The sequence below is a fragment of the Sphingopyxis macrogoltabida genome (genome assembly GCF_001307295.1).
Taxonomy (GTDB): Bacteria; Pseudomonadota; Alphaproteobacteria; order Sphingomonadales; family Sphingomonadaceae; genus Sphingopyxis; species Sphingopyxis macrogoltabida_B.
The window spans coordinates 1888064-1906499 of record NZ_CP012700.1 but is presented as its reverse complement, the minus strand read 5'-3'; the positions used below and the strand labels follow the sequence as shown (position 1 = coordinate 1906499).

Annotated in this window: 13 protein-coding genes and 1 tRNA gene; 8 read left to right on the top strand and 6 right to left on the bottom strand. The window is 65.8% G+C overall.

What is annotated here, in order from left to right; translation table 11 throughout:
- Positions 1 to 74: 74 nt before the first annotated feature.
- The 7 genes from AN936_RS08970 (at position 75) to AN936_RS08940 (ending at position 8164) form a co-directional block, all read left to right on the top strand.
- Positions 75 to 1253 (top strand): CaiB/BaiF CoA transferase family protein, encoded by a 1179-nt coding sequence (locus AN936_RS08970; protein ID WP_054590184.1) that lies wholly within the window; start codon positions 75 to 77, stop codon positions 1251 to 1253.
- Positions 1254 to 1327: 74 nt separating this feature from the next.
- Positions 1328 to 2212 (top strand): glutathione-dependent disulfide-bond oxidoreductase, encoded by an 885-nt coding sequence (yghU, locus tag AN936_RS08965; protein WP_054590183.1) that lies wholly within the window; start codon positions 1328 to 1330, stop codon positions 2210 to 2212.
- Between the two features lie 223 nt (positions 2213 to 2435).
- Positions 2436 to 2891 (top strand): TadE/TadG family type IV pilus assembly protein, encoded by a 456-nt coding sequence (locus AN936_RS08960; RefSeq protein ID WP_054587857.1) that lies wholly within the window; start codon positions 2436 to 2438, stop codon positions 2889 to 2891.
- Between the two features lie 4 nt (positions 2892 to 2895).
- On the top strand, positions 2896 to 4524 hold the full coding sequence (locus AN936_RS08955; protein WP_054587856.1) for a TadG family pilus assembly protein: 1629 nt from the start codon (positions 2896 to 2898) through the stop codon (positions 4522 to 4524).
- Between the two features lie 116 nt (positions 4525 to 4640).
- Positions 4641 to 5540, top strand: coding sequence for a PAS domain-containing protein (locus AN936_RS08950; protein WP_054587855.1), 900 nt, complete (start codon positions 4641 to 4643; stop codon positions 5538 to 5540).
- Positions 5541 to 5724: 184 nt separating this feature from the next.
- On the top strand, positions 5725 to 6918 hold the full coding sequence (locus AN936_RS08945) for an acyl-CoA dehydrogenase family protein (protein WP_054587854.1): 1194 nt from the start codon (positions 5725 to 5727) through the stop codon (positions 6916 to 6918).
- A 106-nt stretch (positions 6919 to 7024) separates the two neighbouring features.
- Entirely contained in the window at positions 7025 to 8164 is a 1140-nt protein-coding gene (locus AN936_RS08940; RefSeq protein WP_054587853.1) for an acyl-CoA dehydrogenase family protein, read from the top strand.
- Positions 8165 to 8528: 364 nt separating this feature from the next.
- On the opposite strand, the gene AN936_RS08935 is transcribed toward AN936_RS08940, so the two are convergent.
- The 4 genes from AN936_RS08935 to AN936_RS08920 form a co-directional block, all read right to left on the bottom strand.
- The gene (locus tag AN936_RS08935; protein ID WP_054587852.1) at positions 8529 to 10979 is read right to left on the bottom strand and encodes a TonB-dependent receptor domain-containing protein; all 2451 of its coding nucleotides are present in this window, start codon (positions 10977 to 10979) and stop codon (positions 8529 to 8531) included.
- Positions 10980 to 10981: 2 nt separating this feature from the next.
- A complete protein-coding gene (locus AN936_RS08930) occupies positions 10982 to 11932 on the bottom strand; it encodes a FecR family protein (protein ID WP_054587851.1) in 951 nt (316 codons plus the stop codon).
- Positions 11922 to 12623, bottom strand: a complete 702-nt coding sequence (locus tag AN936_RS08925) for a sigma-70 family RNA polymerase sigma factor (protein ID WP_335337309.1) — start codon at positions 12621 to 12623, stop codon at positions 11922 to 11924. The genes AN936_RS08930 and AN936_RS08925 overlap by 11 nt, the downstream gene beginning before the upstream one ends.
- Before the next feature lie 91 nt (positions 12624 to 12714).
- Positions 12715 to 15924 carry an autotransporter outer membrane beta-barrel domain-containing protein gene (locus AN936_RS08920; RefSeq protein ID WP_054587850.1) on the bottom strand — a complete coding sequence of 1070 codons (3210 nt, stop codon included), beginning with the start codon at positions 15922 to 15924 and terminating at the stop codon, positions 12715 to 12717.
- Positions 15925 to 16127: 203 nt separating this feature from the next.
- Here AN936_RS08920 and AN936_RS08915 point away from each other — a divergent pair, with 203 nt between their 5' ends.
- A complete protein-coding gene (locus AN936_RS08915) occupies positions 16128 to 16847 on the top strand; it encodes a 2OG-Fe(II) oxygenase (RefSeq protein ID WP_201782977.1) in 720 nt (239 codons plus the stop codon).
- Positions 16848 to 16854: 7 nt separating this feature from the next.
- Here AN936_RS08915 and AN936_RS08910 read toward each other — a convergent pair.
- Both AN936_RS08910 and AN936_RS08905 read right to left on the bottom strand, forming a co-directional pair.
- A tRNA-Ser gene (locus AN936_RS08910) sits at positions 16855 to 16944 on the bottom strand.
- Between the two features lie 249 nt (positions 16945 to 17193).
- Positions 17194 to 18333: an NAD(P)/FAD-dependent oxidoreductase gene (locus AN936_RS08905; protein ID WP_054587849.1), complete on the bottom strand. Its 1140-nt coding sequence runs from the start codon at positions 18331 to 18333 to the stop codon at positions 17194 to 17196.
- Between the last annotated feature and the right edge of the window lie 103 nt (positions 18334 to 18436).

Genomic DNA, 18436 nt, shown 5'->3' with positions numbered 1-18436 from the left:
AAGAACTGGCAGGGTCGACGGGCGGCGGATCGCGATCGCCGCTTGCTTGGCGGGAATTCGGGGAGAGCCAACGCGTGCCTTTAACGGGAATTCGTGTCATCGATTTCGGGCGTTATATCGCCGGGCCCTATTGCGCCGCGCTGCTCGCCGATTACGGAGCCGACGTCATCCGGATCGAGGCCCCCGAAGGCAATGAGGATCGCTATTCGGTTCCGGTCGCCGACGACGGGTCGGGGGCGATGTTCCTCCAGATGAACCGCAACAAGCGCAGCCTGGGGCTGAAGCCGGGCAGCGAGGCGGGACGCGAGGTCGTCCGGCGGCTGATCCGCACCGCCGATGTCGTGGTGGCGAACATGCCCGACGATGCGCTCGAAAAGCTGGGGCTCGACTATCCGACACTCTCGGCACTCAATCCTGCGATCATCCTCGTTACCGCTTCGGCGTTCGGCAGCGAAGGGCCGCTCGCGCAGCGGGTCGGGTTCGATGCGGTGGGGCAGGCGATGTCGGGCGCGGTGTATCTCGGCGGTGCCGACGGGACACCCGCCCGCGCGCAGGTCAATTATGTCGACTTCACGACCGCGCTCCATTGCGCCTTCGGGGTAATGCTCGCGCTGCGCGAACGCGAACGGACGGGCAGGGGGCAGCGGGTGAGCGGATCGTTGCTCGGCTCCGCGCTCGCCATCTCGAACGGGCTGACGATCGACCATGCCCTCAACGGCGTCGACCGCGGCATGATGGGCAGCCGCGCCTTCAGTTCGGCGCCGACCGATATTTTCGCGACGCGCGACGGCTGGGTGATGACGCAGGTGGTCGGCAACCCAATCTTCGCGCGCTGGGCCGCGCTGATCGGACGGCCCGAACTTGCCGACGATCCGCGTTTTGGATCGGACATCGCGCGCGGCGAATATGGCGCCGAATTGAGCGGGCTGATGGCGGAGTGGTGCGCCGCGCGGACGACCGACGACGCGATCGCCGAACTCGGCGCGGCGCGCGTTCCCGCCGGGCCGGTGCTACGGCCATCGGAGGTGCTGGCGGAACCGCAGGTCGCGGCGGCCCGGCTTGTCGAGCCGATGGCGTATCCGGGAGTCAAAGGCACGGCGCCGATTGTGCGGACGCCGATCACGCTGTCTGCAAGCGCCAAGGCCGAGCTTTCTCCCGCGCCGCGTGTCGGCGAGCATGGTGAGGCGATCCTCGCGGAGCTGGGATATGATCCCGACGCCATTTCGGCTTTGCGACGGGATAGGATTATTTGAGCCATTGGCGGTGGACGTCGCGGGCGGTCGTGTTTAAGTACCGGTCAGTATGAAATTGAACGATGGAGTCCGCGATGACCGAGCAAAATGAATATGTGCCGCCCAGCATCTGGACCTGGGACAAGGAAAGCGGCGGGCGCTTTGCCAATATCAACCGCCCGATCGCGGGACCGACGCACGACAAGGATCTGCCGGTCGGCAAGCATCCGCTGCAGCTCTATTCGCTCGGCACGCCGAATGGCGTCAAGGTGACCGTGATGCTCGAGGAACTGCTCGCGGCAGGGCATGGCGACGCCGAATATGACGCTTGGCTGATCAACATCGGCGAGGGCGACCAGTTTTCGAGCGGTTTCGTCGGTGCCAATCCGAACAGCAAGATCCCCGCGCTGGTCGACCGCAGCGGTTCCGAGCCGATCCGCGTCTTTGAATCGGGCGCGATCCTGATCTATCTCGCCGAAAAATTCGGTGCCTTCCTGCCGACCGAAACGGCGAAGCGTGCCGAAACCTTGTCGTGGCTGATGTGGCAGATGGGAAGCACGCCCTTTCTCGGGGGAGGGTTCGGCCATTTTTACGCCTATGCCCCGACCAAGCAGGAATATCCGATCAACCGCTATGCGATGGAAGTGAAGCGGCAGTTGGATGTGCTCGACCGGCGGCTTGCGGAGAGCGAATACCTGGGCGGGACCGACTATACGATCGCCGACATGGCGGTCTGGCCCTGGTACGGCGCGCTTGTGAAGGGGCTGGTCTATGACGCCGGCGAGTTCCTGCAGGTGCAGGACTATAAACATGTCCAGCGCTGGACCGATCAGATTGCGGCGCGCCCGGCGGTCAAGCGCGGGCGAATGGTCAATCGCGTGACGGGCGACCCGGCCAGCCAGCTTCACGAGCGTCACGACGCGTCGGATTTCGATTTGCGGACGCAGGACAAGCTGGCACCGGAGCCTGCGGCCGAATAGGCACGTCATCCTTCCGAAATGCGATTTTTGCAGAAGCGAGCGTTCGGCAGGCGTTAAGGTTTCGGAGGGGTTTCGCGGAGGTTTCGCAGCGAAGAGGCAGTTTTCTGCCTCGTCGCCCGGCTGCACCGCCCGTGTGTCGCAAGCCATTTTTGCGTAAAATACGAAAAACCGGTGTCGCCGCGAGGCGACCCGGCTTTCATCATGTGGGCCCATCCTGGACCGCATGACAGATCCGCTTTTCCTTTCCCGGTTGACCCGCCCATTCGTCGAAGTCCGCCAAGCGCTGGTACGGCACGAGCGCGGCGCGGCGATGATCGAGATGGCGCTCGTCCTGCCGCTCTTCCTCGCATTGCTGATGGGCATCCTGGTCTACGGGCAATATTTCCTGCTCGCGCACAGCGTGCAGCAGGCCGCGAACGACGGCGCGCGCGCCGCGATCGTCGGGCTCGATGCCGCCGATCGCCGCGCCATCGCCACGCGCGCGGTCGACCGGAGCCTGCAAGGCACACCGCAGATCACTCCCAACAAGCGAAGCATCGCCGTCTCCGAAACGGGCGACGCGATTACGGTCGGCGTGACCTACACCGTGCCGGCAGACAGCTTCCTGCGCACGTCGATCGTTCCCGTGCCCGGCAACGTCATCCGCGCCGACGCGACCTTTGAACTGCCGGTGGAGTGACGCCATGACCTTCTTTTCGTTCCTGTCCACCCTCGTCCGCGACCTGCGCGCGGGAATCAGCATCATGTCGGCGCTGGGGCTGACGATGCTGATCGGTTCGGCGGCGCTCGCGGTCGATGTCGGCTCGCTCTATCTCGATCGCCGCAAGCTGCAGGGGATCGCCGACGCTGCGGCGATGGCGGCCGCCGCGAGGCCGGGCGAAGAGCGGGCTGCTGCACAGCGGATCATCGCGGCAAGCTGTGCGTGCACGATCACCGTCGCAGCACTGACTAGCGGCACCTATACCCCCGACGCGGCGGTCGAGGCCGAGAGGCGGTTCGTCGCGGGCGGCGGCTCGCCCAATGCGGTGCGGGTGACGCTGACGCGGAATCGCCCGCTCTTCTTCGGCCGCTTCCTGACCGGTCGCAGCGAAAGCATGATCAGCGCAACCGCAACCGGTGCGCGGCGTGGCTATGCCGCCTTCTCGCTGGGGTCGCGGGTGGCGGCCGTGCACGGCGGCGTGCCCAATGCGCTGCTGTCGGCGCTGACGGGCAGCCAGGTCAATTTGTCGGTGATGGATTATAATGCGCTGGCGAGCGCCGATATCGATTTGCTTGCCTTTTCGGACGCTCTGCGGACCGAGATAGGCGCCGACGTGCTGACCTTCGGCCAGACGCTCGACACGCAAGTGACGACGCCGCAGGTGCTGTCGGCGCTGGCGCAGGCGTCGGACGGGCAGGTGGCGACCGCGCTCGAACATCTCGCCTCGAAGGCGTTGCCGCGCGCGCTGGTTCCTTCGCGGGCGATCGACCTCGGGCCGCGCTCGTCGAGCATTCGCATCGATGCTGCCAATCCGGTGAAGGTCAACGCGCTCGACCTCGCGCGGGCGATGCTGCTGCTCGGCAATGCCAACCGGCAGCTCGACCTGTCGCTGGCGAGCAGCCTGCCTGGCGGGTCGGGGGTCGATCTGGCGCTGATGATCGGCGAGCCGCCTGCCCATTCGCCGTTGATCGCGGTGACCGATACCAACGATGTCGTGGTGCGTACCGCGCAGGTGCGGTTCAAGCTCGACGCCAAGGTATCGACGCCGCTCGCCGCGGTGCAGATTCCGGTGCTGGCCGAACTCGGATCGGCCTCGGCGCGCATTTCGGATATTCAGTGTCAGGGCGCGGGGAATGGTTCTGTCTCGCTAGCGGTGACCACCACCCCGGCGACGCTGGCGATCGGCACGGTCGCCAGCGCCGATTTCCAGAATATGCAGCGGCAACTCGATCCGCAGCCGGCGCGGCTGCTGCGCCTCCCGCTGGCGAGCGTCGATGGCGAGGCCGAACTGGTGCTGTCGGACCTCGCCGAAAAGCCGCTCGGCTTTTCGCGCGCCGAGATCGATGCGGGGAAGATGAAGACGGTGGAGAGCTCCGGGCTGGTCGCGGGGGCCGCCAAGTCGCTCTCCAACCGCATGGACCTGCGCGTCAACATTCTCGGCCTTGGGCTCAACGCGAAGGCGCTGACGACGCTGGTCGGCGATACCGTCGGGCTGGCGGCGCCGGTACTCGATACGCTGATCGCCGACATCACCGGGGTACTCGGCGTCCATGTCGGCGAGGCCGACGCGCGGGTCAACGCGCTACGCTGCGGGAGGGCGAAGCTGGTTTGATCTCCGCAATGGTATCAGAACGGGCAAAAATGCGACGCCGTTGCATCCCTTCCAGACCCAATGCCACTGATCCTCGATTATACGCATGGTGGGGGCGCGAGTTTCAGGAGGGCGATGTGGCAACAGCACGCGAACCGCAACGCGTATCGGCGGCGGAGTTCATCCGTGGCTTCGCGAACTGGCGGATGCAGGCGGCGCGAAAGCCCGTGGTGGTGACGCACCATGGCAAGGACGCGCATGTGCTGATCTCGCTCGACGACTATCGGCGCCTCGACGGCGAAAGCGGCGCGGGGAGGGCGTCGACCGACACATTGCAGGACTCATTGGCGCTCCTCATTGAATCGATCCCCGACGGCGCGATCGTCGTCGATCGCCAGTGGCGCATCCTGTCGGTCAACCCGGCCGCTAGCGACATGATCGAACGCGCTGCGGCGGACCTGATCGGCGCGGAACTCGCCGCCGCGCTGCCGGAGCTCGGCGGAAGCCTGCTGTTCCAGCGCATCATCCGCCTGCTCGACCATCGCGAGCGCTTTTCGGGCGATATGCCGGGCCTCCTGCGTCCGCGCCAATGGTTGCATGTCGACCTGGTGCCGTTGCCCGTTGGCGGCGCAATCCTGCTGCGCGATGTCAGCGAGGCGATGGACGATATTACCGCGATCGATCTACGGCATGCGCTGGCGACCGTAGTCGATATCGACGGCAGTGTCGGTCATGCCCGGCTTTCGGTGCGCGAAACCGTCGATACTGCGAACGAGGCGTTGACGGCCATGGTCGGGGTCGACGTGGCGGCGATTCGGCGGGTGCGCTTTTCGGCGTTGCTCGCCGTCGGACATCGGGCCGCCTTTTCGGACGCGATCGAGAGCGTATTCCGTAGCGGCGAGCCGGTGCGCATCGCCTCGCAGATCGTGACTCGCGACGGGATCGCGATCGACGTCATGCTGTCGATCGCCGAGGTTCGCGGCGCCTATGCCAGCGAGGGTGCGGTTGTGCTCGTGACGCGGTACAGCGCCGGCTAGGATCAAGCCATTATGTCGGATTGGCCCTGCTACCTCCGAGGTGGCGGGGCGAAACTGCATGCGATCGCTGGACATGCGGCGGAAGTTGTTGAAGGTGTCACGCATCGCGTTGCGAAAGACAACTTACCTTTACGTAAGCGTGAACCGATAATATAAGGGCGGTATTGCCCAAGGGAGAATCGTCATGGACATGGAGTTCAGCCCCGAAGACCTCGCATTCCAGAAGGAAGTGCGCGAGTTCATCGCCGAAAACTACCCCGCCGAGCTGCGCGACAAGCAGGACGAAGGCGAGGAGATGTCCAAGGAGGATTTCCTCGCCTGGCACAAGATCCTGTACAAGAAGGGCTGGATCGCCCCGGCATGGCCGGTCGAATATGGCGGCACTGGCTGGACCCCGACGCAGCGCTTCATCTGGTCGGAGGAAACCGCGCGCGCCGACTGTATCCGCCTGATGCCCTTCGGCCTCGCGATGGTCGGCCCGGTGATCTATACCTTCGGCACTCCCGAACAGAAGGCGCATTTCCTGCCGCGCATCCTGTCGGGCGAGGATTGGTGGTGCCAGGGCTATTCGGAGCCCGGATCGGGGTCCGATCTCGCCAGCCTGCGCACCGCGGCGGTCAAGGACGGCGACGATTATATCGTCAACGGGCAGAAGACGTGGACGACGCTGGCGCAGCATGCCGACTGGGGCTTTTTCCTCGTCCGCACCGACAAGGAAGCGAAGCAGCAGGAAGGGATCAGCTTCCTTTTGATCGACATGAAATCGCCCGGCATCACCGTGCGCCCGATCATCACGCTGGGCGGCGAGCATGAGGTCAACGAAGTGTGGCTCGAGGATGTCCGCGTGCCGCAATCGCAGCGGGTCTATGAAGAGAATAAGGGCTGGACCTGCGCCAAATTCCTGCTCGCGCACGAACGCACCGGCATCGCCGGCGTCGCGGCGTCGAAGCGCGGGATCGAGAAGGTGAAGGCGATCGCGCGCACCGAGCTCGACGGCGATGAGCCGCTGATCGCCAACGCCTTCTTCAAGCGCAAGCTGGCCGAACTCGAGATCGACCTGACCGCGCTCGAATTTACCGAGCTGCGCAGTCTTGCCGGCCCGAACGCGGGCAGGGGCCCGGGGCCGGAGTCGAGTCTGCTCAAGATCAAGGGGTCTGAAATCCAGCAGCGGCTGACCGAACTGACGCTGGAAGCCGTCGGCCATTATGGTGCGCCCTATTTCCGTGGGTTCGGGGAAAGCGACAACGAGCATCCGATCGGGCCCGATTATGCCCATCGCGCCGCGCCGACCTATTTCAACATGCGCAAGACGACGATCTATGGCGGGTCGAACGAAATCCAGCGCAACATCATCGCGAAGATGGTTTTGGGATTGTGATCCCGAAACCACCCCGGACTTGATCCGGGGTCTCCATCGGCCTTGAGGGCCGTTTGCGGCAATGGGCCCCGGCTTTCGCCGGGGAACATAGAAAGAGATAACGACAATGGATTTCACCTACACCGAAACGCAGGACATGATCCGCGATACGCTGTCGCGTTTTCTTGCCGACACCTATGATTTCGAGACGCGTCAGAAGTTCATCGCGAGCGACAGCGGGCGCGACCCGGCGATCTGGACTGCGCTGGCGCAGGAACTCGGCATGCTTGGCGCCGCCTTTGCCGAGGAACATGGCGGACTGGGTGGCGGTGCGCTCGAAAATGCGATCGTGATGGAGGAACTGGGCAAGGTGCTGGGCATCGAACCCTATCTGCCCACCGTGGTCATCGCCGGCGGCGCGCTGAAGGCCGTTGGCGGCGCGCAGGCCGACGCCATGATCCCGGAGATTATCGCCGGCAATGCGATTGTTTCTTTCGCTTATGCCGAGCCGCAGGGACGCTACGACCTTGCCAACCTCAAGACGGCGGCGAAGAAGGACGGCGCGGGCTATGTGCTGAGCGGCCACAAGAGCGTCGTCTACGCCGCGCCGTGGGCGAGCCACCTGCTCGTCACCGCACGCACCGGCGGCGGCCAGCGCGACCGGGACGGCGTGTCGCTGTTCCTGATCGACGCGAAGCTGCCGGGCATCGTGCGCCGCGACTATCCGACCGTCGACGGCAGCCGCGCGTCGGAAATCTATTTCGAGAATGTCGCGATCCCCGGCGATGCGCTGCTCGGCGCCGAGGGAGCCGGTCTGCCCCTGGTCGAACGGATCGTCGACGAGGCGACCGTCGCGGTATGTGCCGAGGCGACCGGCGTGATGCAGAAACTGCACGAAGGCACATTGGAATATACGCAGCAGCGCAAGCAGTTCGGCGTGCCGATCGCGAAGTTCCAGGTCCTTCAGCACCGCATGGTCGATATGTTCATGGAAGTCGAACAGGCGCGCTCGATGACGATCATGGGGACGCTGAAGCTGGACCTGCCCGCGAACGAGCGCATGGCGGCGGTGTCGGCGTGCAAGGCGAAGGTCGCGCGCGGCGCGAATTTCGTCGGCCAGAATGCGATCCAGACGCACGGCGGCATCGGCATCACGCAGGAATTGGCGATCGGCCATTATTTCAAGCGCGCGACGATGATCGAAGGCCAGTTCGGCAGCGCCGATCATCATCTGGGGCGGTACGAACGGATCGTGCTGGCGGACTGATTGGGGCGGCGGTGGCGGCTGGTAGCGGCCGTCAATATCCTCCCTGCGGCGCAGCCGTGGGTAGGGGGACCGCCGCGCAGCGGTGGTGGAGGGGCGACGACCTTAGCGCCATTTGCCCCTCCGTCAGCGCTTCGCGCTGCCACCTCCCCATACCTGCGGTACAGGGAGGATCGTCCAAAAACGGCCGGAAGCGGACCTTCTCCCCTCCCGCTTGCGGGAGGGGTCGGGGGAGGTCTGTAACGGCGCAACACGCCCTCCCCGCTGCGGCTAGCCAGCAAGCTGGCAAGCCTCGCTACCCCTCCCGCAAGCGGGAGGGGAATATAGGCGTACCCTCAAACGTCCGCTTCCCACCCCATAGCCGACATCAATAAGCGATATCGATCGCCAGCCGCAGCGTGCGCGGGCGCAACGGGGTGAGGAAGCCGGCGCTGCCTTCGACGAAGGGGGTGCCGAGCGCGAAACGGTTGCCGCGGGCGTCGAACAGGTTGGTCAGGGTCAGCGACAATCCCCGCCGATCGTCGCCGATCCGCGCGGCGAGGCCGGTGTCGAGATATTTGCCCTGACCCTCGCCGAGGATCGGCCCGATGCCGAGCCGCGACGGGCCGACATAATTGGCCCAGCCGTTCAGCCGGAAGTCCTCGTCGCCCATTGGCGCGGCATAGTTGAACGAGCCGCGCACGGCGTAGCGGGCGACGTTCGGGATCTGCCCCAGCCGGGCGAGCAGCGTCGCCTGCGGGATCGTCACGCCGACCTGCCCATCCATGGCAGCCGCGCGCATCGCAATGGCGCGCAGTTCGGCGTCGAACAGTTCGGAGACGCGGCTGTGGTTATAAACGGCGCCCAGCTCGAACGACAGCGCGGGCGTTGGCCGCACCGCCAATGCTCCGGTGATGCTGGTGATCCGCCCGTCGCCGATATTCGCGGTGGTGGGGAAGCCGTTGGCGTCGATGAAATCGGCCTGGATATCGCGCCAGCGGCTGCGCGAGACCGCGATGCTGGCGTCGAAGGGCGTCCGCCCCTTTTCGCCGAAGCGTACGCCCGCTTCCCACGTCCGTACCTGATCGTTGCGAAAGCGGCGGACGAACTGGCTGTCGACCGCCAGCCCGCCGGGACGGAAACCTTCCTGATAACGGACGTAGAGGGTGACGTTGGCAAATGGCGATGCGAGCAACGACGCCGATGGCAGGAGGTCGGTTTCGTTCCGGTGGGCAGTAACTTCGCGCCCCGCATAGGCGATATCGAACGGCACATCCTCGCCGCTGCCGCCGAGCCTTGCGTGGGAAAGCCGCAGGCCCCCCGAGGCGATGACGTGTGGCACGACCTCGACCGTCGCCTCGGCATAGCCCGTGAATTCGGTGATGCGGTTGGTAACGCCGGTCAGCGGCGTGAGGGTGAACGCATCGCCGACCTCGCGGTTCTGGCGGGTGCGGTTGTCGAGGAAGCTGGCGCCGACGACCCAGCCGAAGCCATTGTGAAAGGGGCGCGACAGGCGCGTTTCGCTGACGAACATGCGGGTGTCGTTATGCTGGTCGAGAATGCGCGGCGGATTGTCCGGGGCGGTTGCGTCGAAGCGTTCGAACAGGCGGTGATTGACGTAGGCGTTCGACGAGCGGAAATGCAGCCCGTCCCAGTCCTTCATCACGACCAGGGTGCCGAGTCCGTAGCGCGCCTTGGCATTCTGCTCGACCATCGAGTTGCGGATCAGCGGCGGCGCGTCGCGATCGGCATATTGCGCATCTTCGGAGATGATCGATTGATAGACGCCGCCGAGGTCGACGGTCCAGTCGTCGCCGAGATCGAGCCGCAGCGTGCCACGTCCGCCATAGACATTGACGCGATTGACGTCGTTCTGGCCGCGCAGCGGATTGTCGATATAGCCGCCGTCGCTGAGCATATAGCCGACGAGGCGCACCGCATGCCCGTTGTCGCCCAAGGGCACGTTGGCGATGGCGCCAAGGTCACCGCCGGGGTCGCCGTGCTGGGTCAGCGAGACGCCGGCGATCGCCTGCACCGTTTGGCGGTCGGGATCGGGCGGGGTAGGCACGACGCGGATAATGCCGCCGAGCGAGCCCGCGCCGTAGAGCGTCCCCTGCGGTCCTTCGAGGATTTCGACGTTCTGGATGTCGTAGAGGCGAAGGTCGGGATCGGGCGCATTATAGCTGAGGCGGATATCGCCGAGATACTGGCCGACCGTCGCCTGCGTCGGGCCGGTGAAGCTCGAATCGGCGATGCCGCGGATAAACAGCTTGTTGCGCCCCGAACCGAGATGGGTCGAAGATACGGTGGCCATGCGCGACAGGATCGAATCCATTCCGCGCTCGCCGCCGAACGCCAAATCGTCGCCATCGAGAACGGTGGCGACGCCCGCATAATTTGCGTAGGGAATATCGGTTTTCGAGGCGGTGACGATGATCTCGTCGTCGGGCCCGGCGACGAGATTGTCGGGCTCCCGCGCCCTCGGCGGCGGCGGAGCACGCGGCGGCGACGTGGCGCGGCGGGCGACCTTCGGCGGTGGGGAACGGCGCTCGATCCGCCAGCTTGTCGCGCTGACCCGGACGATGCGCGCGTCCGAACCGGCGAGCATCCGCTTGATCGCCTTTTCGACGCTCATCCGCCCGCGCACGGGTTTGACCGTGGATTGCCAGAGCTTTGCATCGGCGACGCTGATGCTGACCCCAGCCTGCCGGCTGAGGATCGGTAGCGAGCCCGAAAGACTGCCGCTCGGCACATCGAATGCGCGCTCCTCGGCCGCACGCGCCTGCGCCGGGACGCTCGCCAGTGCGGCTGCAACCAGAAGGGGCAGGGCGCGCGTCATCGTCAGCGGGTCAAGGTCCAGCCGTCGCCCTGCCGTGCCGCCTTCGTTCCCGACAGCGCGGCGAGGTCGGCGACGGTACGGGCGCGATTTTTGTCGACGATCAGGGCGCCGCGGAACGACACGTCGGCCGCCTCGGGCACCACCGAAATGTCGAGACCGGCGGTACGTTTCAGATCTTCGGCGACGATGGTGAGCGGCGTGCCGTTGTAGACGAGCAGGCCGGTGCGCCAGCCGCCGACGCTGCCGACATCGACATCGCGAACCGCAGGCGGCGCCTTGTCGTCGTCGTGCGCTTCGATCGCCTTGCCCGCGTTCATGCGGACATTGTCCTTGCCCGGATTGTAAACGACGATCCCTTCGGAAACCGCGACCGAGGTGGCGCGATTTCGCCGCACGACGTTGAAGGCCGTACCAAGGTCGACGATCCTCGACGCGCCCGCCTCGACGACAAACGGGTCGCCGTCGCGGTGGACGACATGGAACATCGCCTCACCCGACGCGAGCCGGGCAAAGCGCGGGCGATCCTTGTCGAGTTCGACCACCGAACCGCCGTTGATCTCGATCCGTGAGCCGTCGGCGAGAGCGATTGTGCGATGCTCGCCCGCCGCGGTTTCGATCCGGTTTGCGTCGCCGAACAGGCCGAGGCTCGACAGGCTGACGGCGCCGACGAGTGCTGCTGCGATCGCACCGCCGAACCAGGCGCGGCGCGACGGGCGGCGCGGGGCGTCGTGCGGGATGATGACGACCGCCGGCTTGGCCGGCTCGGGCGCGCCTTTCGGCAGGGCGTCGAGGTCGAGGTCGAGACTGGCCATCGCGTCATACACCGCCGAATGACCGGGGTCTTCGGCGAGCCAGTCGGCAAAACCGTCCCAATCGGCAAAGCCGGGATCGCGCTGGCGGATCAGCCAGTCGATGGCGCGCGTTTCGGCGAGGGTGCGGGGGTCAGCCGGCATCGAATTGCCTCCGGAGATCGGCCAGCATGGCATAGACCTTGCGCAAATCGGCTTCGACGGTGCTCAGGCTGACGCCCATTTCGCCGGCGATGTCGCGCTGGCTGATCCCGTCGATCCGGAAACGGCGGAAAATAGCGGCCGGGCGTTCACCGGTCCCATCGATCGCCCGGTCAACGAGGAGAAGCTGTTCGCGCGAGATGAGCAGCGTTTCGGCCGAGGGTTTCGGCAGGGCGGCGCTTTCACCCCATGCCTTGTCGCGAAGTTCGCTGCGCTGTGCCGAGCGATAGCGGTCGAGCATCAGATTGTTCGCGGCGCGCATCACATAGGAGAGCGGGTCGGAAATCGGTCCGGTACTGCGGTCGGTCAGGCGCATCCACAGATCCTGGAACAGGTCTTCCGCGGCATCGCCGGCGCCGCGAACCATCAGGAAACGGACGATCCGGTCCCGGTTGGCGAGCAATACGCCTTCGATGCCTTGTCCGGCGTCGGTTCGTTCAGTCGCCTCTGTCATCGATCGCTTTGTCTGGAATGCCGTCTGTCGCTGTTCGGCGCGGCCCGCACGCGCGCCGTCCGGCCCCCTGATGATCCCGTCATATAGCGCCATCGCCCAGCCGTGCAACCGCGGCGCGCGCAGGGCGACGCCCGCGGGCTGCGGGAGGCTGGCAGGACAGGAGGCGGCATATGCGAACATTGATTTCTTCATTCTGCTGATGCCGTAGCAAGGGGGAAGCGAGAGTGGGAGGGTGCTTCCCCCTTGCGGCAAGGTCGGCCCCGGGGGGCTGTTAGAGACCGACCCGCAAGCTGGCGCGGACAGACCAGCCCATATGGCTCTGCTGCTCTTCCGCGGAGAACTCGCCCCCGACCTGGAACGCCGAGTTGCCGGCGATGCCGCGCAGGCGGCCGACCCAGCCGCTGGTGCGGTCGTCGGGAACGAGAGTGAAGGGGGTGCCGTCCTTGAACGAGGCGGTGGTCGCGCCGAGCGAGCCCCCGACGATCTGGCGGCGGCCGCCCTCGATTTCGAAGCGCGTCCAGCCGTCATATTCGTCGCGGCCGCCGAAATCGAAGCCGACCGCGACGGTGCCGGACACTGCCAGTTCGTCGCTGTCGCGGCCGAGGACCTTAAGGTCGAGCGAGTCGCCGCCGCCGGTTTCCTGATAGCCCTTCTCGGTCAGCTTGTAATAATCCACCGCGACAACCGGCCGGATCGAGAAGCCGCCGTTCGTGACCGCATCATAGGCAACCGAACCCGAGGCGGACCAAAGCGTGCCGTCCCATTTGCCGCGGATCGTCTTTTCGATGTCCTCGGCCCCGGCTTCGGCGCGGAAGATGCGCGTGCCCTTCATCTTGATCGGCGCCCCCGAAATGCGGGCATTCGCCATCAGGCGGTCCGAGCGCAGGCGCCAGTGTAGCGCGCCTTCGAACTGGCTGGTGCTGACTTCATTGTCGTTGCTGCCGTTGCCGTCCTTGCCCTTGAGGTAAGCGATCGACGCGCCGAAGTTACCGACATCGCTCTCGATCTCCGCACCCATCGAAATGCCCCAGCCGCTGACATCGTAGCTTGAGGTGTCGCCGAGGCTCTTCGAGGTGCCCCAGACGGCCTGGTTGACCCAGTATCCCCATTTGCCTTCGTCCTGGAACGGTGCGTTCGGGTCCTGCAGGTAGCGCGACAGTGCGCGCGAGCCCGAGGTGACGGTTTCGAAGACGCCGCCTTCATGTTCGGGGAGCATCTGCTGCAACTGATTGCGGAACTGGCCGCCGTCGACGATGTCGAGGAACACATCCTCGATGTCCTCGTCGCCGCCGAGTGCGTCGATCACCGCATTGAACGCGCTCGCTTCGGAGCGGTTGAGGCCGAGTTCGGTCGTGCTCTTGCGCGACACATCGACGATGAGCTGCGTCGCGTTCGAGGTCAGCGTGCCCTTGTAGAGGAAGGGCAGCAACGTCTGCGACGTCGTGAGGTTGCTGGCGCCGGTCAGCGAGCCTGCGGTCAGGACGATATGCTCGCCCTCGGCATTCTCGATGCTCGACAGTTTGAGCGCCAGCGTCGATTCGGTGCCGAAGCTGGCGTTGCCGGTGACCTGCAACGCCGTGCCCGTGTTGCCGGTGTCGAGCGTCACGCCCAGCACACCCTTGTCGGTGATCGACAGCGACGAGATGGTTGCGGCGCCGACAACGTCGAAGGTGCCGCCACTGACGCTGACCGCCAGTCCGCCCGAATTTTGCAGACGGCCCGAGAAGACCGACGTGCCGCCGATGTTAAGCGTGTCGGCACCGCCGCCGAAATCGGCGGTGCCGCTGAACTTCGAGGTCCCGGCGAGCGTCATGGCGTCGGCGCCGCTGCCGAAGCGGGCGGTGCCGTCATAGGTCGCGTCGCCAGACAGCGCGAGGCGGTTGGTGCCCGCACCGAAGAAGGTGTCGCCCTTGACCGAGCCATCGGCGATGTCGAACACATCGTTGCCGCCGCCGAAGCGCACGTCGCCGACGATGCTCGGCGCGGTGACCCCCGATGCGACCGCGGTCTGCTTGACCGTCGCGCCGCCGGCATTCGCCGACAGGTCGATCGCGATGTTGCGCCCGGAGGCCGCCGCCGCTCCGCTGGCACTGATTGCACCGCTGTTCTCGACCGTATCGACGTTGCCCGACAGGTCGACGATGGCGCGCGCGGTGCCGTTGTCGCCGCCGGTCTTCGCCGTGATCGTGCCGCTGTTGCGGATCAAGGCGACATCGCTGCCCGCTTCGACGAGGATGCCGGTCGCGACCGCATTGGCGCTGTTACCACCGCTCGTCGCCTCGACCTTGCCCGCGACGCGAATTTCGGGGGTGGCCGAACCGGCGCCCATGCGGATTCCGGTTGCCGCGACATCTTTTGAATTCGCCGTGACGGTGCCGCCGATGGCGATGCCGCCGGCGATGGTGACGTTGCCGCCCATGCCGCCGATCTGGATCGCATTGCCTGCGGTGCCGGCATAGAGGCCGTTGCCTTGCACCGAACCGTCTATGATCAGGCCGAAACCGGTGCCGGTGCCATTGACGGCGCCGATCGTGACGTCACGGTTCGCGGCGCCGATGCGCAGCGCCGGCGCTGAGCCGAACGAGCTGACCGCAGCGGAGCCTTCCTTGGCGTCCTCGATGCCGTCCTTGTCCTCGTCCTTGTCGTCCTTGTTATTGTCCTTCGGCGGCACGGCGAGGACGATGCCGCCCGTCACATCGCCTTCGATCGACAGCGCCGGGCCGCCGATCAGAAGGTCGTCGGCGTCGAGCTTCGACGGGTCGGCAGGTGCGGTCGTGGTGCGATAGCCGGTCGCGACGACGGTGCCCTGGACGACGAGCGCACCGGTGATGTTACCGGAAAGCCGTGCTGCGACGGCGTCGACGCCCTGCGCGCTGATCGAGCCGGCGAGGCGGACGTTGCCGGTGACGTCCTGAAGTCCGACGCCGAGCGCACGGTCGCCGAGGACCGAGATGGTGCCGTCGTTGGTGAAATTGCCGGTCAGCGGGCCGCCGAGGCGGATGCCCGCCGAGTCATTACCCTCGATCGTGATCGTGCCCGAATTGACGATATTGCCGGTGAAGGCGCCGCCGGTCGCGATGCCAACGCGATTGCTGCCGACCGCAAAGGGGCCGTCGATGTCGCCGTCCTTGTCGATGTCGGTCGGCGCATAACTTTCGTCGATGATGATCTTGCCCGACGCGCTATTGGTGATCGAACCGACGGTGCCGGCGTTGGCGAAGATGCCCCGCGCATTGTCGGAATTGGTGATCTGGATCGTGCCTTCGTTGACCACCTTGTGATTGCTGTCGATCGTCACCGCGGTGCCGCTGGTCGGCTTCACCGATCCGGCCGAGGTAATCTTCACATCGTCGGGCGTGCCCGACTTGACCGTCGAGGTGCGGACGGGTGCGGTGGTCGCGGTGGTGATGGTGGTTTCGGCGAGGGCGGGGGTGGCCGACACCGCCGCCAGGCAGGTGGACGCTAGCAGGATCTTGCGCATTGGGTTCCTCTTGTGATCGCGATCGGGATGTCCTCCCGGGACAATCACAAGACGGAGGCGGTTCGCCCTAGCCTTGGAAAAATCTTTGGCGGCGCATCGACGCCGGTGTTCGGGCGCAAGAAACGGGGTGTCCTGACGCCATTCGCAGGCAAAGACTGGCGCGAAACTCGCAGGAAGGCGTGGATTTGCCGATGACTATGACGATGACGGACAAGCAAAGCATCGAGGGTCGCGCCGCGGCGCTGGACGTGGAGGCGCTGGCAAGCGACCTTGGCGAGAAGGGCTGGCATATCGTGCCGCGCCTGCTGACGCCCGAAAGCTGCACCGCCCTGCGCAGCGCCTATGACAGGGACGACCTCTATCGCAGCACGGTGGTCATGCAGCGGCACGGCTTCGGACGTGGCGCCTATCGCTATTATCGCTACCCGCTGCCCGATATCGTCGGGGCGATCCGCGCCGCGCTTTATCCGCCGCTGGCGGGGATCGCGAACCGCTGGGCGGAAGCGCTGGGTCAGGGGCCGCATTTTCCCGAGGAGCACGCCGCCTTTATCGATATCTGCCAGGCGGCCGGGCAGCGACGGCCGACCCCGCTGCTGCTCCGCTATGTCGCGGGCGATTACAACTGCCTGCATCAGGATCTGTATGGCGCGGTGCATTTCCCGTTCCAGATCGCGGTCCTCCTGTCGCAGCCCGGGACCGAGTTCGATGGCGGCGAATTCGTCCTGACCGAACAACGCCCACGCATGCAGTCGCGCGCGCATGTTGTGCCGTTGCAGCAGGGCGATGCGGTAATCTTCGCAGTCAACGAGGCGCTGCGCGCGGGAACGCGCGGATATTATCACGTCAAGCTACGCCATGGCGTCAGCGAAGTCCGCGACGGGGAGCGGCATACGCTGGGGGTGATCTTTCATGATGCGAGCTGAAAGCGCGTGGCGGACAGGGTGGGATTCGAACCCACGGTGAGCTTGCACCCACGGCGGTTTTCAAGACCGCTGCCTTAAACCACTCGGCCACCTGTCCGCACGGCGGATACCGCCCTTCATTCCAAGCTGCGGCCCGCGAAACCATTGTGGCGTGGGGCACCTGCCGGGACACCTCCTTGGCAGCGACTTGCTCCCCGGCGGTGAAATATGGCCGATACTCTGCTGCCTGCCGGATTGTCGAGAGTGCTATTTCGCCTGGCAGTCGATAAATATTGCCGCCGCTCGTGAGGCGCCGCGTGGGGCGCTCGCTGTTCGTTGACTGCTTCCCGGCGCCCGGATGGTCGATCTAATGTCCTGCGATCTGGAGCCGTTCGACCGCAAGATCGGCCCGATCGACGCCCCAATCCGTCAAGCCGGCGGGCCAGTTGCCGCCGGTGATCAGCGCCTCCGCTGCGGCGGCCATCGCGGGGGCGGTCTGCAGACCATATCCGCCCTGACCGGCCAGCCAGAAAAATCCCTCTGCATCGGGCGCGAAGCCGGCGACCGGAATGCGGTCATGCGTGAAGGTGCGCAGCCCCGCCCAGCTATGACTGATCCGCCGGACCGCAAGCGAAGTATAATGTTCGACCTTCGCTGCGGCGAGGGCGATGTCATATTCCTCCGGCTGGGCGTCGGTCGGCTCGCTCGGCACTTCGTCGACGGGACAGGCGAGCAGGCGACCCGATTCGGGCAGCATGTAGAAATCGTCGACCGCGGTCTTGGTGAAGGGCCAGTCGCCGATCTGCTGATCCGGCGGGGCATCGAAGCCAATGATCGTCCGGCGCAGCGGCTGGAGGCCGAGCGGGGCGACGCCCGCGAGGCGCGCGATCTCGTCGCACCAGGCGCCCGCCGCGTTGACGAGGGTCGGTGCCGAGAAGCGATCGCCGGCCGCTGTGGTCGCGACCCAGTTCGTTCCTTCACGCGCGACCGCGACGACGCGGGCACCCGAGATCGACTGGCCGCCCGCTCGCTTGATCGCCGCGCGATAATCCTGCTGCAGCATTTCGCTGTCGAGGCGGCGAGCAGTGCGGTCGAGCACCGCGGCGACGATCCCGTCGCCGCCGCAGCGGAGTACCGGCACGACGTCGCGCGCGGCGTCGGCGTCGAGCCGTTCGAGCCGGTCGCTATAGGGCCGCATTTCTGCCTCAAGCGCGTCGAGCCCCGCGAGCATCTCCGGCGGCGCGATGAACAGCGCGGCGGAGGGGCGCGACAGCGCGGTGCCATTTGCGCTGGGTGTTTCGAAATGCGCGCGGCTGAATGCTGTCATGCCGCGCACCACCGATTTGCCGATGCCGAAATGATAATAGGTCGCGCTGCGGCCGCTCGAATGATAGCCGAAGCCACTCTCTGCTTCGAGCAGCACGGTCCGTCCATGCGGGGCAAGCCGCGCGGCTGCCGATACGCCAGCGATGCCGCCGCCCACGATCAGAAAATCGGCTGTCTGCAATTCCCGTTCCTCTCCGGCAATCTTCGGTACCGCGTCTCGCTGTTCCGGCGAGCGGCAATTCGAATGACGCCGACGCTTCTTATAACCTCGATCCGCACGCCGA